This is a genomic window from Citrobacter sp. LST-B2 (assembly GCF_057983045.1).
Genome location: NZ_CP192598.1, coordinates 4270499 through 4285092, shown reverse-complemented (window position 1 = coordinate 4285092; position 14594 = coordinate 4270499). Strand labels below are relative to the sequence as shown.

Annotated in this window: 19 protein-coding genes; 12 read left to right on the top strand and 7 right to left on the bottom strand. The window is 53.2% G+C overall.

Going from position 1 to position 14594, the window contains the following annotated elements; genetic code table 11:
• Positions 1-13: 13 nt before the first annotated feature.
• The 12 genes from ACQ0PY_RS20680 (at position 14) to ACQ0PY_RS20625 (ending at position 7397) form a co-directional block, all read left to right on the top strand.
• Positions 14-835, top strand: a complete 822-nt coding sequence (locus ACQ0PY_RS20680) for a DUF932 domain-containing protein (RefSeq protein ID WP_109739512.1) — start codon at positions 14-16, stop codon at positions 833-835.
• 216 nt (positions 836-1051) lie between these two features.
• Complete coding sequence (locus ACQ0PY_RS20675; protein WP_109739511.1) at positions 1052-1753, top strand: DeoR family transcriptional regulator; 702 nt, start codon at positions 1052-1054, stop codon at positions 1751-1753.
• Positions 1754-1791: 38 nt separating this feature from the next.
• Positions 1792-2631, top strand: a complete 840-nt coding sequence (locus tag ACQ0PY_RS20670; RefSeq protein WP_109739510.1) for a hypothetical protein — start codon at positions 1792-1794, stop codon at positions 2629-2631.
• A 21-nt stretch (positions 2632-2652) separates the two neighbouring features.
• Entirely contained in the window at positions 2653-3126 is a 474-nt protein-coding gene (locus ACQ0PY_RS20665; protein ID WP_109739509.1) for a hypothetical protein, read from the top strand.
• A gap of 77 nt (positions 3127-3203) precedes the next feature.
• The gene (locus ACQ0PY_RS20660; protein ID WP_109739508.1) at positions 3204-3443 is read left to right on the top strand and encodes a DUF905 domain-containing protein; all 240 of its coding nucleotides are present in this window, start codon (positions 3204-3206) and stop codon (positions 3441-3443) included.
• A 96-nt stretch (positions 3444-3539) separates the two neighbouring features.
• Positions 3540-3998: an antirestriction protein gene (locus tag ACQ0PY_RS20655; protein WP_109739507.1), complete on the top strand. Its 459-nt coding sequence runs from the start codon at positions 3540-3542 to the stop codon at positions 3996-3998.
• A 15-nt stretch (positions 3999-4013) separates the two neighbouring features.
• Positions 4014-4490, top strand: a complete 477-nt coding sequence (locus tag ACQ0PY_RS20650) for a JAB domain-containing protein (protein ID WP_109739506.1) — start codon at positions 4014-4016, stop codon at positions 4488-4490.
• Between the two features lie 8 nt (positions 4491-4498).
• Complete coding sequence (locus tag ACQ0PY_RS20645; protein ID WP_109739505.1) at positions 4499-4720, top strand: DUF987 domain-containing protein; 222 nt, start codon at positions 4499-4501, stop codon at positions 4718-4720.
• Between the two features lie 18 nt (positions 4721-4738).
• A complete protein-coding gene (locus tag ACQ0PY_RS20640; RefSeq protein ID WP_109739504.1) occupies positions 4739-5056 on the top strand; it encodes a type IV toxin-antitoxin system YeeU family antitoxin in 318 nt (105 codons plus the stop codon).
• A 20-nt stretch (positions 5057-5076) separates the two neighbouring features.
• Positions 5077-5418, top strand: a complete 342-nt coding sequence (locus ACQ0PY_RS20635) for a TA system toxin CbtA family protein (RefSeq protein WP_109739503.1) — start codon at positions 5077-5079, stop codon at positions 5416-5418.
• A 115-nt stretch (positions 5419-5533) separates the two neighbouring features.
• Positions 5534-6367 carry a DUF4942 domain-containing protein gene (locus ACQ0PY_RS20630; protein ID WP_109739502.1) on the top strand — a complete coding sequence of 278 codons (834 nt, stop codon included), beginning with the start codon at positions 5534-5536 and terminating at the stop codon, positions 6365-6367.
• A 232-nt stretch (positions 6368-6599) separates the two neighbouring features.
• Positions 6600-7397: a helix-turn-helix transcriptional regulator gene (locus ACQ0PY_RS20625; protein WP_109739501.1), complete on the top strand. Its 798-nt coding sequence runs from the start codon at positions 6600-6602 to the stop codon at positions 7395-7397.
• A gap of 319 nt (positions 7398-7716) precedes the next feature.
• Here ACQ0PY_RS20625 and ACQ0PY_RS20620 read toward each other — a convergent pair whose 3' ends face one another.
• Genes ACQ0PY_RS20620 through lsrA form a run of 7 tightly spaced genes read right to left on the bottom strand, consistent with a single transcriptional unit; the run spans position 7717 to position 14357 of the window.
• Positions 7717-8463 (bottom strand): beta/alpha barrel domain-containing protein, encoded by a 747-nt coding sequence (locus ACQ0PY_RS20620; protein ID WP_109739500.1) that lies wholly within the window; start codon positions 8461-8463, stop codon positions 7717-7719.
• A 10-nt stretch (positions 8464-8473) separates the two neighbouring features.
• Entirely contained in the window at positions 8474-8764 is a 291-nt protein-coding gene (lsrG, locus tag ACQ0PY_RS20615) for a (4S)-4-hydroxy-5-phosphonooxypentane-2,3-dione isomerase (protein WP_044264508.1), read from the bottom strand.
• Between the two features lie 48 nt (positions 8765-8812).
• Positions 8813-9688, bottom strand: coding sequence for a 3-hydroxy-5-phosphonooxypentane-2,4-dione thiolase (lsrF, locus tag ACQ0PY_RS20610; RefSeq protein ID WP_000774153.1), 876 nt, complete (start codon positions 9686-9688; stop codon positions 8813-8815).
• A 28-nt stretch (positions 9689-9716) separates the two neighbouring features.
• Positions 9717-10739, bottom strand: a complete 1023-nt coding sequence (gene lsrB, locus ACQ0PY_RS20605) for an autoinducer 2 ABC transporter substrate-binding protein LsrB (protein WP_109739499.1) — start codon at positions 10737-10739, stop codon at positions 9717-9719.
• A 26-nt stretch (positions 10740-10765) separates the two neighbouring features.
• Positions 10766-11764, bottom strand: coding sequence for an autoinducer 2 ABC transporter permease LsrD (gene lsrD / locus ACQ0PY_RS20600; RefSeq protein ID WP_042999273.1), 999 nt, complete (start codon positions 11762-11764; stop codon positions 10766-10768).
• Positions 11764-12810, bottom strand: a complete 1047-nt coding sequence (lsrC, locus tag ACQ0PY_RS20595; protein WP_044256831.1) for an autoinducer 2 ABC transporter permease LsrC — start codon at positions 12808-12810, stop codon at positions 11764-11766. Before lsrC ends, lsrD begins: the two co-directional genes overlap by 1 nt.
• Positions 12804-14357, bottom strand: coding sequence for an autoinducer 2 ABC transporter ATP-binding protein LsrA (lsrA, locus tag ACQ0PY_RS20590; protein WP_042999275.1), 1554 nt, complete (start codon positions 14355-14357; stop codon positions 12804-12806). The genes lsrC and lsrA overlap by 7 nt, the downstream gene beginning before the upstream one ends.
• Positions 14358-14594: the final 237 nt, after the last annotated feature.

Genomic DNA, 14594 nt, shown 5'->3' with positions numbered 1-14594 from the left:
GAGGAATCTGCTTATGACCCGTCTGGCTTCGCGCTTTGGCGCTGCAAACCTTATTCGTCGTGATCGTCCGTTAACCCGTGAAGAACTGTTTCGCGTGGTACCCAGTGTATTCAGTGAGGGCAAACACGAATCCCGTAGTGAACGTTACACATATATTCCCACCATATCTCTGCTGGACAGTCTGCAGCGAGAGGGCTTTCAGCCGTTCTTTGCCTGTCAGACCCGCGTTCGTGACCCTGGTCGTCGTGAACATACGAAGCATATGCTGCGCCTGCGTCGTGAGGGACAGATTACCGGTAAACAGGTGCCGGAAATTATCCTGCTCAACTCCCATGATGGCACCAGCTCGTACCAGATGTTGCCGGGCTTGTTCAGGGCTGTGTGTCAGAACGGTCTTGTCTGCGGCGAGTCGTTTGGCGAGGTGCGGGTGCCGCACAAGGGAGACGTGGTAAGTCAGGTGATTGAGGGGGCGTATGAAGTGCTGGGGATTTTCGACCGGGTGGAAGAAAAGCAGGATGCCATGCAGTCGTTGTTTTTACCGCCACCTGCGCAGCAGGCACTGGCGAAAGCCGCGCTTACGTATCGCTTTGGTGAGGACCACCAGCCAGTTACTGAATCGCAGATACTCTCCCCGCGCCGCTGGCAGGATGAAAGCAACGACCTGTGGACCACGTACCAGCGTATTCAGGAGAACCTGATTAAAGGTGGGCTCAGTGGCCGTAATGCCAAAGGCGGACGGTCGCATACCCGTGCTGTGCGTGGCATTGACGGGGACGTGAAGCTTAACCGGGCACTGTGGGTGATGGCGGAAACGCTGCTCACGCAGCTGCAGTAGCTGCTTGATGTTACCGCGTTGTTAATATCGGACATCACCTGTCCGCATTGCGACGTACTGGCGGCCCTCACTCCCCCGGGGATGGTCTGTAACCCCCGCCACAACTGACATTTGCAGAAATGAAAAATAGTTACTGCGGTGTCCATACCCTGACCGCGCCCCTCTTTAAAGTAATCACATCATTTTCAGTCAGTTAACTTTCCCGGAGAACCTCTCATGACACAGGCAGAACGCCGCCATGACCGGCTGGCAGTCAGGCTGTCGCTGATAATCAGCCGTCTGGTGGCCGGGGAGACGCTGAGCGTGCGTAAGCTGGCGGCAGAGTTTGGCGTATCGGTTCGCACGCTGCGGCGGGATTTTCGTGAACGTCTGATGTACCTGGACCTTGAGTATCAGTCCGGCTACTGCCGTCTGCGCACCGCTGGCAGTGAGATGCAGATGGTGCCTGATGTGCTTATCTTTGCCCACCGCAGCGGGCTGGCCGGGCTTTTTCCGGGCCTTGACCGCCGACTGGTGAATGCGTTGTTGATGTGTGATGAAGCCCCCTGCGTTATACCACCTGCCAGTCCGGCATCCTCACCGTCAGTGCCTCTGTCATTCTGGCGACTGGTTCAGGCAATTACTGACCGCAGAAAAGTCACACTGCTTGCTGACGGGCAGCGCTGCGAGCGACTAGCTCCGTGCCGGTTACTCATCCACCAGCAGACCTGGTATCTGATTGCCGAGCATAACGGACATATTGCAGTGTTCACGCTGGATGAAATTCATCTGGTTCAACCCCTGCAGCAGTCTTTCCGGCGTAACGACAGTTTATGTCGTCTGGCTGAAGACCCGGTGTTCATTCAGGCCTTACCCCATTTTCGTTTTATTCAGCAGTCACTGCTTGCGTTTGTTCCGGCTGATAACAGGCCGGAATAGCGCAGCTTTTTATCCACCTGGCAGTAAAGAGGAGCCCGATGCTGTTATCGCCAGTATCGTCAAAAACCGGGGTATCCAGCCGCCTCATCGCCCTGACACTGCCCTCTGATGTACCGGTGGGTATTATCCGGGGCATTTATGTATTCACAAAAACTATTCATCTGATTTCAGTAAGGAAAAAAATGAAACTGATTAAATTATTACCTCTGCTGGCAATGGTTGCTGGCTCCAGCTTTGCTGCATCACAGGAGAGTACGGTCAAAGCATCAGGCTGTCTGGCAGTAAACGATATGCTTGAGAACCTCAATTCGCGGCAGTCCTGTGTTTCAGTCGATATCACCAGAATCTTATCTGAAGGTCGCTATCTGGCGGTTGCTAACCTGAGTAACGGCAACATCTACCCGGTCCGCATGACCCTCAGTGATGGGGTCATTACCGCACGTCCAGATACGGATGAGATTGATAAGCTCCATCAGCAGCAAGCGCAGAAGCGCCGGGAAGAGCAGTTACAGAAAAAGCTCGATCATTACAAAACCCACCCACAAAAAGAGAGCGAGTTCGATAAAGCGAAAAAGGCACATCTGAACCTTACTCAATATCACTCAGCCGCCTGCAGGGCCATTGGTCAAAAAGTATGGGATTCCATTCATGAAGATATGTCGTGCCTGATGATTGAGAATGCACAGCCGGTCAGTGATAACACTCAAACGGGAACAGCCATTCTGCGCGGACCAGGTGCGAGCAAATTTAAGCTCCCGGTGAAGTTCAGCGTGATTCAGGAGGATTTTATCCGTGTTGACGCCGATATCGCTCCGACTGCGCTGACACAGCTAAAGGCACAGATAGATGCGTATAAAGAAAAATTGAACCAGCGCTAATCAACTGAAAAGGATAACAGTATGAAAATTAAACCCTGTTTGCCTGTCCTGCTATCTCTTCTGGCCCCGGCCTTCACTCATGCAACAGTGACCGAACAACAGTGGGGTGAATGGTACGGCAATACGGGCGGTATGGAGTTTGCACTCAGCAGCAACAATCAGGCCGGAGAGAAGCTGACCATCAGTTGCAGCAATAAAAAGATGGTTGTGGCCTGGCAGCTCCCGAAGGAGGATTACCGCGCCACCTCTGATGAAGGAATGAGCGAAGTGTATCTTCTGATAAACGATGAAAAATACTCGCTTGAGAATGAAACTCTGCTTCCGGGTGAGGCTGTTCCGGCTCAGGTGGCTTTTGAAGCACTGAAGCACACAGGAGCAAAAGACAAACTGGCTTTCACTGCCTTTCAGTCAGGGGAATCGAAACCGTTCAGTGCCCGTGGTCTTCACGATGCGCTGAAAGATATCACCTGGCAGGATTGTCTCGATCAACCCTGACGGCTTTTCACATAAGTCATTCGACCAGCCCTGTAGCCCATGTGCAACAGGGCTTTTTACTTTTTAAGGTGTTCATCATGCCTGAATCCCCGTTACTACTACCTGGTTCTTTTACCCGGCAGCAGGCCGAAGCCATTATCTGTTGGTACCACAACGTCACCATCGAAGATGACCAGAACACGCATTTTCGTCTGGTTGTGCGCGACGATGATGGCAGCATGGTCTGGCGGGCCTGGAACTTTGAACCCGATGCCGGTGCAGGACTTACCCCATATATCCGGCGCTATGGCATCCGCAGGTCGTTACTCACCGACTGACAAACCCCATTCCCGACAACCATCTCCCGGACCATCCTTTATTACCCCACACGCCAGCCATCGCGGCTGGCACCTTTTATTGACGGAGACATTTACATGACAACAGCGACACAGTGCGACCTCATACCCGCTAACGAATCCGAATTTGAACTAACTGTAATGCAGGTACCCGACGAACAGCGTATTCGCTTCTGGCCGCAGCACTTTGGCTTCGTCCCGCAGTGGATAACGCTGGAACCCCGCATTTTTGCCTGGATGGACCGCTTCTGTGATGAGTACAGCGGTGGTATCTGGTCCTTTTACACGCTCAGCAATGGCGGTGCGTTTATGGCTCCCGATGCTGACAGTGTCGATAAATGGCATCTGCTCAACAGCATGAACGGCAATGATGCGGAAATGAGTGCGGAAGCCGCCGGTATCGCTGTCTGCCTGATTGAATACAGCCACCATGCCTGCCGTACAGAATGTGATGCTATGACCGCACACTATTACCGCCTGCGGGACTATGCCCTGCAGCATCCTGAATCTCACGCCATTCTGCGCATCATCGACTGACCGGAGGAACAACGAATGAAACAGCTTTCCTTTTTACCCGGCGAGATAACGCCACAGGAGCGGCGTCTCATCCAGCGTGCCCTCAGAGTTCTGGACAGGCATCTGCATGAGCCCGGGGTGGCCTTCACCTCCACACATGCTGTCCGTGAATGGCTGCGACTGCATATGGCCGCGCTTGAGCGGGAAGAGTTCCGGGTGCTGTATCTGGACAACCAGAATCAACTTATTGCCCATGAGACGCTCTTTAGCGGCACGATTAACCGCACCGAGGTCCATCCCCGGGAGGTGGTCAAACGTGCTCTGTACTTCAACGCGGCGGCGGTGATACTGGCGCATAACCATCCTTCCGGCGAGACGACGCCCAGCCAGGCTGACAAAGCCCTCACGCAGCGACTGGTTCAGGTACTTCAACTGGTGGATATCCGTGTCCCTGACCATCTGATTGTCGGTGGCAGGCAAATCTATTCATTCGCTGAACACGGTCTGCTGTGAGGTATTACATGAAAATTATCAGTAAGCGCCGGGCAATGACGATATACCGCCAGCATCCGGAGTCCCGAATCTTTCGTTACTGCACCGGAAAATATCAGTGGCTTGGTAGCGTCTGCCATTACACCGGCAGGGCAGTTCCGGATATCACAGGAGTCCTGGCGGTATACGCCGAACGCCGCCAGGACCGCAACGGGCCTTATGCCTGCCTGATGAGTATCACCCTGAACTGATAATAAAGGAGATTATAAATGAGCAACATCACATGGGGCCTGCAGCGGGATATCACGCCACGCCTGGGAGCCCGTCTGGTGCAGGAGGGGAACCGGCTGCATTATCTGGCTGACCGGGCCAGTATCACCGGTAAATTCAGTGATGCCGAATGTCTTAAGCTGGATGTGGCATTCCCGCACTTTATCAGCCAGATCGAGTCGATGCTGACCACCTATGAACTGAATCCCCGACACGCCCACTGCGTCACCCTGTGCCACAACGGTTTTACCTGCGAAGCCGATACCCTTGGCAGTTGCGGCTATGTATACGTCGCTGTTTATTCCACTCAACGCTAACAAATTTCACGAGAGCAAACATGAAAATTCTACCTGCTACAATTTCGCGGGCGGCGAAGCCCTGCCTGCCGCCCGTTGCAGTCTGGCAAATGCTTCTTACACGGCTACTGGAAAAACACTATGGCCTGACCCTGAACGATACGCCGTTCAGTGATGAAATCGTTATAAAGGAACATATCGATGCCGGTATCACGCTGGCCGATGCCGTTAACTTTCTGGTGGAAAAATACGAGCTGGTTCGAATAGATCGCAAAGGATTTAGTTGGCAGGAACAATCCCCGTATCTTCGGGCTGTAGATATTCTGCGGGCAAGACAGGCAACTGGCCTGTTGCGACAAAGCCGTAACAACGCAGTACGGTAAATATTGCGTACAACCTTCCCGATTTACATTTCTGGTCTTTCTCCCTTGTTTACATATTGCATAATGCGCCTGCCATTATCCGGCGGGCGCTTTTGCTTTTTACGGATAAAGCGTCATGCAAACTGAAGCTGAAGTATTAACCGACCATAGCGAGCTAATTTGCTCGACCAGTATTGAACGTATTGTTACTGGTCGTGATACCGCGCTTAAGGAAATTGAAGCTCTGATTCTTCAACTTGAAGAAATCTCCCGACTGACTTTCATGATTGGTGGCAATACTGCGGATCACTGGGCGATGAGACAGGGTAGCTCCTTTGACTGCTGGTTGATGCAACCAGTGGGCAAAGCGATGCCAGCCATCACCCGGAATATTGACCGTAGCATCTGGCGTGACCTGATGCTGAAATCCGGGATGTTGACCTTGATGGATGCCGAAGCCCGCAGTCAGTGGGCGAAGAACCTAGAGGAGGGCGATCTCCCGGCTATTAGCGAAGCCAACATCCTGAATACCTTTGAACAACTCCACCACAATAAGCAGGACGTTTTCGAACGTGGGATTATCAATGTATTTAAAGGGTTAAGCTGGGACTACAAAACCAATAATCCCTGTTATTTCGGTAAGAAGATTATCGTCAACAATCTGGTGAAGCATGACAGATGGGGCTACAGTCTGAACTGGGGCTGGCGACGCGACCAGCTTGCCGATCTGGAAAGGATGCTCCGCCTACTGGATGGTCAAACCATTCCAGATAGCCGACACGATGTATCCATCAGGTTTATGGATTTTATCCGAGATAATCCTCGTGTGCGGATATTTGAGGACGATCTCTTCATTATTCGCTATTACCAGAAAGGGAGTGGGCATATCACGTTTAAGCGTTTGGATCTGATTGAAAAGATGAATGATATCGTGGCAAAGCACTATCCGAAGGCTTTGCCAGCAAGATGAAATGTGATGTTTTTATAAGCAGGGAGGAGGTCAAAAAATGTGATTCAAAGACTACTGGCTCCCTGATAGGGCTATCTACACCATGCATATCTGGCATAAAAAGGAGAATGATGAGGGAGGTACTTTTTACATTAATGAGTGTTGTCTATCACCATTAAACTCATTTTTGTGTTTTATACTCAATACTGTGTTTTAATGGCATTCATCACATTTATGTCGGAGGTATGCCATCTTGCAAAACAAAATCAAAGAACTTCGTACCCAACTATCAATCACTCAGCGTGAGTTAGCCGATATGGTTGGTACCAGCCAGCAACAGATTCAACGTATCGAAGCAGGGAAAGTTGCGGCTAAGTTAGGGCTGGCACAAGCGATCAGTGCTGTTTTAAAAAAGCCGTTGAACGCTATTTTTCCCGATAGTGATAACCTGCTACAGAAATTGCGTAATCAGGGTAGTCGTAGTAGCGATGAACTGAAAGATATTGCCGCAAGCGGTATTGAAATGGATGGCCGCTTTTGGACGGTAAAGCTCTGGTTACGGGGGCAGAATGATTATTTGCTGCTACCCATTTCTCCGGCTGATAAGCGTCGTTTTTACTCATACTTTGAAGAAAGCACCGTCCCAGATCATGAGCGTTTTTTTGTTTTCGATTCAGAGCAGCATCGTTATGCCATAAATGCCCGAGAAGTCATTTTCCACCAATTTTTGTTTGATGGTTTTCCACCTATCCCAGATGAAGAGGACAGCGATGCCAATGAAGGAAGCTATGGTAATGTCCATATTACGATGGTTAACGGTGGCCCAGTCATTGAGCTATGCTGTGAGTCCGAGGTATCGGATAACGATGAATTTGACGATATTGGTCAGTTGAACGCATTGTTTGATACTTTGGAGCTAGAGCCTGAATCAAAAGAGCGATACCAGATAACCGATGAGGATGGAGAGGATGCTTTCATCCGTATTGGCTCTGTTGCGATGGTCCGAATCTCACTTGATGTGCTGGATTCGGTTGAGGAAGATAATGACTGACAGAGGTCGGCATCTTAACCTTGCATACTTGTTCGGGTTCGATGCCGAAAATCAATGAAATTATGTGTTGGTATCTGTGTTGGTATAATATTGAATTGTTTTTTATTAATTGTTTTAAATCAAGAGGTTATCTTAAATGTGCGAGTCCGGCCTCCGCACCAAATCTAAATATAAAGCCCTTAAAAGCAGTTTTTGTACCTTAAATCCGCGCCACGCAAGATTTCTCTTTCAATCTTAGCCAGCTATCATCCTTGTCAAAAAAATTAAACGAATTCATCAAGGTACTGCCCAAAAATGCCCCATCCAGCAGACCCCCTCATCACCCCTTTGCTGAATGTATCGTCATTAGCCAGTGAGTGATGTTTTCATTCAACGCATCGTTTTTGAAGAGGGCGCTGCCGGATACTACGCGATCGACGCCGCTGGCGATTATCTCCGGCAGTTCTTCCAGTGCTAGCGAACCGTCGATGGCCAGCAGAATGGAATCCCGCTTCCCGGACGCATTGAGTAATGCGACAACCTGAGCGATGCGCCTGAGTAAGGCAGGCTTGCTGAGCTTGCTCCCGTAGCCCGGATTGACCGCCAGAATTTGTACGATTTCAACGTCTTCAATGACCGGCAGAATGTGTTCCAGCGGTGTTGCCGGGCACAGACTGACTCCTCGCAACACCGGCATTGTGCCGCCGGAGACTTCCGCATTTTGCTCACCCAGCCAGTGGAGCATATGGTGCAGATGCGGCGAGTTTTCTACTTGCAACGTGACGCAGTGTGCTCCCGCCTTTACGCTTGCCTGCACGACGGGCCAGGGATTATCCACCATCAGGTGAACATCCTTAATTATCTGCGCTGGTAATTGCGTGATAGCCCAGGGACCGACGGTGAACTGAGGGCAAAAATGCCCGTCCATCAGATCCAGGTGAAGAACGGGTTGTTCAAGCGCGCGAAGCGTTTGCAGGTACTCACCGAGTTTGAGCCACTGACCGGCAAGAATACCGATGCTTAACGGGTAACGCTTCATTAACGAGACGCACTCTGCGCGATTCAACCCGGAAAAGGGACGGTTCATTTTGAGATCCTTATGGCATCAATCCATTGAAGACGCGTTTTTTTCGGGGGCAGCTCATCAGCGATTCCAGTTTTTCCACGCAGGCAAGGTAGTGGGGCGTGGTTTTATGGAACGCAACGGCGGCTTCATCCTTATAGGCTTCATAAATATAAAAGCGGCTCTTCACTTCCGGATCCTGTAACACGTCGAAGCGGAGATTTCCCTCTTCACGCACCGATCCCAGATGATTGAGGCGAAAGACGTCGATAAATTCATCGACTTTATCGTCGTGGACGTTAATTTCCACCAGAGTGACATGCATACTGTTCTCCTTGAAACGCATGGGCCCGCCTGGCAGGCCCATGACTTCTTAGTTTTTCTCGCTCAGATAGAGTTCATACGCGCGGTCTGCGGTTTCATTACGATGTACCACCGCGTGGACGGCCTTCATCATGGCGACAGGGTGTTCGGACTGGAAGATGTTACGTCCCATATCGACACCGGATGCGCCCTGGTCGATGGCCTGCCAGCACATCTCAAGCGCTTCGCGTTCCGGTAATTTTTTACCACCGGCGATAACAATCGGAACCGGGCAACCTGCGGCGATGCGCTCAAAACCTTTATCGACGTAGTAGGTTTTGATGATCTGCGCGCCCATCTCTGCGGCGATACGCGTGGCGAGCGAGAAGTAGCGCTGATCGCGCACCATGTCTTTCCCCACGCCAGTTACCGCCATCGTCGGCATGCCGACCTTGATACCGGCATCAATCAACTGAATGATATTTTTGATCGACTGGTGCTCATACTCACTGCCGATATACACCTGTGCCGCCACGGCGCAGCTGTTGAGACGAACCGCGTCATCGATGGAGAGCGCAACCGCCTCATTGCTTAACTCGGTGAGAATCGAGTTAGCGCCTGAGGCGCGCAGGACTACCGGTTTGTTGGTGGCGGGCGGTACCACACTGCGCAGGATACCGCGTGTGCACATCAGCACATCGGCGAGCGGGAACAGGGGAGCGATATTGATATCGATACGTTCCAGTCCCGTCGTCGGCCCCTGAAAATAGCCGTGGTCAAACGCGAGCATGACCGTTCTTCCCGTCTCAGGATTAAAAATGCGCGACAGTCGGGACTGCATCCCCCAGTCAAGTGCGCCGCACCCCTTTAATGTGAATGGGGTATTGCGTTGCGGCGTATCGGTATGGAAATCCTTACCATCTTTGATGTCATCTAAATCAGCCATTTTTTACTCCACGGTTAAGGAATGAAACTCAAAAATCGTACTTATCGATATTCTCTTTGGTGAACACCACGCGCTCAGGCAGCAGCACAATGCCGTTGCCTTTCGCCTCATAGCTGTAGCCCTGTACGCTGTTCGGCGAGACTTCAACCTGGCCCACGCCCGGAATGTCCAGCTTGTCGCCGGTATTCATGTCGCCTTTTTTCAGCAGCTCGTCAGCCACGTACACGGAGATCTTGCCCTGCTGGACCACGTCCCAGAGGCCAAACTCTTTCACCGTGCCGCGCTCAACATAAGGGCGCATCACGTTTGGCGTGCTGAAGCCGACAATCGCCACGCTGGTGTTTTTCAGGTTTTCAGCAGCCTGAGCGGCGGCGGGAAGGGCGTTGGCATCCGGCGCGATGATGGCGTCGAGATCGGCATAAGCCTTAATAATGCCTTCTGCGGTTTGCAGCGATTTGGTGGCGTCGTTATAACCAAACTGCGTGGTGACGACTTCCCAGCCCGGATGATCTTTGGCGATCTTGTCTTTCGCTTCTTTTACCCACTGGTTTTGATCGGTCACGGTCGGACTGGAGTAGAAGAAGGCCACTTTGGCTTTCTCTTTTTTGACCTGATTTGCGGCCATATCGACCAGCATGCCGCCTAACTGGGCAGGAGTGCCCTGGTTGATGTAGTACGACCGGCATTCCGGTTTGGTGTCAGAATCCCAGGTCAGCACCTTCACGCCGCGCTGCATGGCACGCTTTAACGCCGGGCATAAGCCATCAGGCGACACGGCGGACACCACAATGGCGTTATACCCCTGGTTGACGAAGTTATTGATGAGCTGAACCTGGCCGGACACGCTGGGCTCCGTCGGGCCATCGTAGGTGACATCGACGCCCAGCTCTTTGCCTGCCTCGAGGGCGCCGTTACCGCCGCTGGTAAAGAATCCCACGCCAACCAGTTTTGGGATAAACGCGATTCGCTCTGCGGCATAAGCGTTGAGAGTGAACGCCGCCAGGCTAAGGGTACTGATTACGGCAATTTTTTTAATGCTCTGAATAGTCATGTACTTTTCCTTTATGGCAATGGGTTTTAGGCCTGCCGGATAGCGCGACGACGCGCCAGCCAGTCTTTGATTTGCTGACGATGCAGGCTGACAGAACGACCTACGACAACGACAATTAGCAATGCGCCGGAGAGGGCGCTGGATACCTGATTGGGCACGCCAGCCATCTGCAATCCCTGCTGCAGATAGCCCACCAACAGCGCGGCGATGGCGGTACCGAGAATTGACCCGGAGCCGCCGTAGATATTGGCGCCGCCCAGGACGACCGCTGTAATGGCTGGCATCAGGAAAGAGGCGCCCAGATCGGAACGTGCAGAGCCGAAGTAAGAGACCAGCAGCACCGCCGCGACCGCCGACGCAAAGCCGGTCATCGCGTACAGCGCGTACAGAGTCCGGTTCACCGGGATAGCGCTATACAGCGCCACGCGGGGGCTCTGCCCAATCAGGAAGACATTGCGTCCGGCGTGGGTCCGGTGCATCAGCAACCAGAAAAAGATCACGCTGACGAGAAAGAAGATCAGGGGGACGGGCAGACCCAGCACATCGAGATTGGCAAAATCGGTGAAGCCCTGCGGGAAGCCGCCGATACCTTCATAACCGGTCGCTCCCGCCATCCCCGACAACAGCAGTGCGCTGCCGCCGAACAGGTATAACGTTCCCAGGGTGATGACCAGCGGGTTCACACCAGTGTAGATAATCAGTCCGGCGTTGATCAGTCCGCACAGTGCGCCCAGCGCGAGCGTCAGAATAATGGCCAGCGGCAGCGGTACGCCGCCCTGGAACATCACGCCCAGCGCGATGGCGCACAACCCCATCGTCGAGCCAAAGGAGATGTCGATCCCGCCGCTGACGATCACCATGGTTAAAGGCAGGGCGACAATGCCAATGCAGATAAAGTCGCTGGTGCTGAACAGCAGGACGTTCAGATCCAACAGGCGTGGGTTCAGGGCGCCGAATCCCAGAATTTCAATCACCAGTAGCGCGGCGAGCGCCAGTTCCCAGCCGTAACGATGTAAACGAGTCATCAGGCAACCTCACGTTTTTTGGCAGTGCGCACAGAGTCGGTGTTTTTTGCCGACGGACGCGGTTGGGGCGGCGGCGTGAAGCGGGCATATTTTTGCCGACGGATATTGCGTTCCAGCGCGCAGCGCAACCGGCCGTCAAATACCAGCACCGCCAGCAGGACCAGACCGGCAATAAAGTCATTCCACCACGCCGGAATGCGCAGCAGGACCAGTACGCTGTCGATTTGCGTCAGGAAATAGGCACCGAGCACGGCACCAATGATCGTCCCGGAACCGCCCAGCAGGCTGATGCCCCCCAGCACGCAGGCGGCAATGGCTTTCATTTCCAGCCCGGTTCCCGTCTGATTCGGGATAAAGCCAATCTGTGAGGCAAAGACGATCCCGGCCAGCGCTGCCATGCAGCCATTGAGCGAAAAGGCCAGAATCCGAATGGCTTCGGTACGCACGCCCAGTTGCCGCGCGCCCTGTAAATTATCCCCGGTGGCATAAAAACAGCGACCAAAAGCGGTTTTTGCCAGCAGCCAGGCCATCAGCAACATCAGCAGCAGGGTCAGCCAGCCAATGGCGGAGATACCGAGGAAAACCGGGGCGGAGAGTTGCTTGAGTTGTGCCGGTAATCCTTCAATCCATTTACCGCCCGTCCACAGCAGCATGACGCCGCGATACAAGCCAAGCGTGCCCAGCGTGGCGACAATCGCCGGGATCTTCAGCCAGGCGACCAGCACGCCGTTGATAAATCCTGCCAGCAGTCCCAGCAGCAGCGTCGCCACGCAGGCCACCGGCAAGGGATATCCCGCGTTCAGCAACAGCCCCAGCAGTACCGCGCACATCCCGGTGATTGAGCCGACCGACACGTCGATGTTGCGGGTCAGCATCACCAGCGTTGCGCCCATCGCCAGCAGCATGAGGATTTGGGCGCTGCTGAAAATCATTGTCAGCGTCTGAACGCTGAGGTACTGGCTGTCCAGCATCCCTGGCAGCACGAACAGCAGCAGCACGGCTAACAGGGCGGTGGCCTCGCGGTTATTCTGGATAAATTTCAGCATGGCGCCTCCCCGGAATGTGGTGTAGCCCCTGACGTGCGGTCGCCGAACGCCACGTGCATGATGGTGTCGACATTAATCTCGTCGCCTTGCAGAGCATCGTTGCCCGTTTCTCCCTGGTGCATGACGTAAACGCGATCGGCCATCTGTTCTATCTCCTCCAGATCAGAAGAGATGAACAGCACCGCGACGTTCTGGGCGGCAATACTGCGGAGCAACTGATAGATGTCATTACGCGCCGAGACGTCCACACCGCGCGTCGGCTCATCCACGATCAGCACCTGCGGCGAGGCTTCAAGGCATTTGGCGATCAGGATTTTTTGCTGATTACCGCCAGAGAGCGTGCGGGCAGGCTGTTCAGGATCGTTGAGCTTGATATTAAGCGCGCGGCGATAGCGTTCGAGCGTGGCGCTGTCTTTGGCCGGATTAGCCCAGAAACCGCTGTGGTTGTGGGTTAATGCGCAAACATTCCACGCCAGCGAGGCATCCAGATTCAGCCCTGACGATTGCCGGTCCTCCGGCAAATACACCAGACCGTGCTGTAGACGTTCGCGGGTGGAAAGTGAGGAGATATCCTTGCCGCCGAGTACGATGCTTCCGGCCCGTAGTGGTCGTAGCCCGTAAAGCGTTTCGGCAAGTTCGGTACGTCCGGCGCCGACCAGACCGGCCAGCCCTAAAATTTCCCCGGCGCGGACCTCGAAACTGACGTTCATAAACCCTTCGCCGGTCACATTCTCAAGACTCAACACCGGCGTGCCCGCCTCGTGCTGCGGACGGTTGCCGGGCAATTCCAGCCACAGTTTTTGCGTCGCGCTCAGCGCGTTGGTGCGTGAGGCAGGCGTGATGGCCTGGATAATCTCGTCAGTGGTCAGATCCGCCGTTTTTCCGGATAGCGCAATGATGCCGTCCCGCATCACGCTAATGTAATCCGCTATCTGGCGTATCTCTGGCAGCTTGTGGGAGATAAAGACGATCCCTACGCCAGTGCTCAGCAATTCACGCAGGCGGCTGAATAAACGATCGGTTTCCGCAGGCGTCAGTGAGGCGGTGGGTTCATCGAGGATCAAAATTCGTGAATCGCGCATCAGTCCGCGCATGATTTCGACCATTTGCCGGTCGGCCACATCCAGTGAACCCGCCGGGCTGTTGATATCAAACTGGCAACCCAGCGCGGTCAGCATCGCCGCCATTTTTTGCGCCGAGCTCTGGTGTTTGGGCAGGCCAAAGAGAATATTCTCCTTTACCGTCAGGCTGGGGAAGAGCAGAGGCTCTTGCGGGACAAGGTAGATGCCTAACTGATGCGCCAGAATGGGCGTCAGTTTTGTACAGCGGGCTCCCTCAATCTCAATGATTCCGCTATCCGCAGGGGTAATGCCGGCGATGATTTTCATCAGCGTGGATTTCCCGGCGCCATTCCCGCCCAGGAGCGCATGGACTTCGCCTTTGCGTAAGACAAAATCAATCCCTTTCAGGACGTTGACGCCGGAATACTGCTTGCAGACAGACTGCGCGCTGAGTAGTGGGGCGATCTTTTCTTGACTCATTTGCATGCCACCTCCGTTCGGCCTGGGTAGAATCAGGTTGAACAAATGTATTGTGCGATTCGAATTGTTCATAACCTTATGACCTAACTGCTCATAAAACCGACGAATAGATCACGTTTCATGCTAAAATGATCGTCAATATTAAATTTGTTCAAACGAAAGCCACTGAAATGTGGGTTTAATCACAGTTATTAACGACCAATGAATGAACAATTGTGTTCAGAAATTCGATATGTTCAAAGT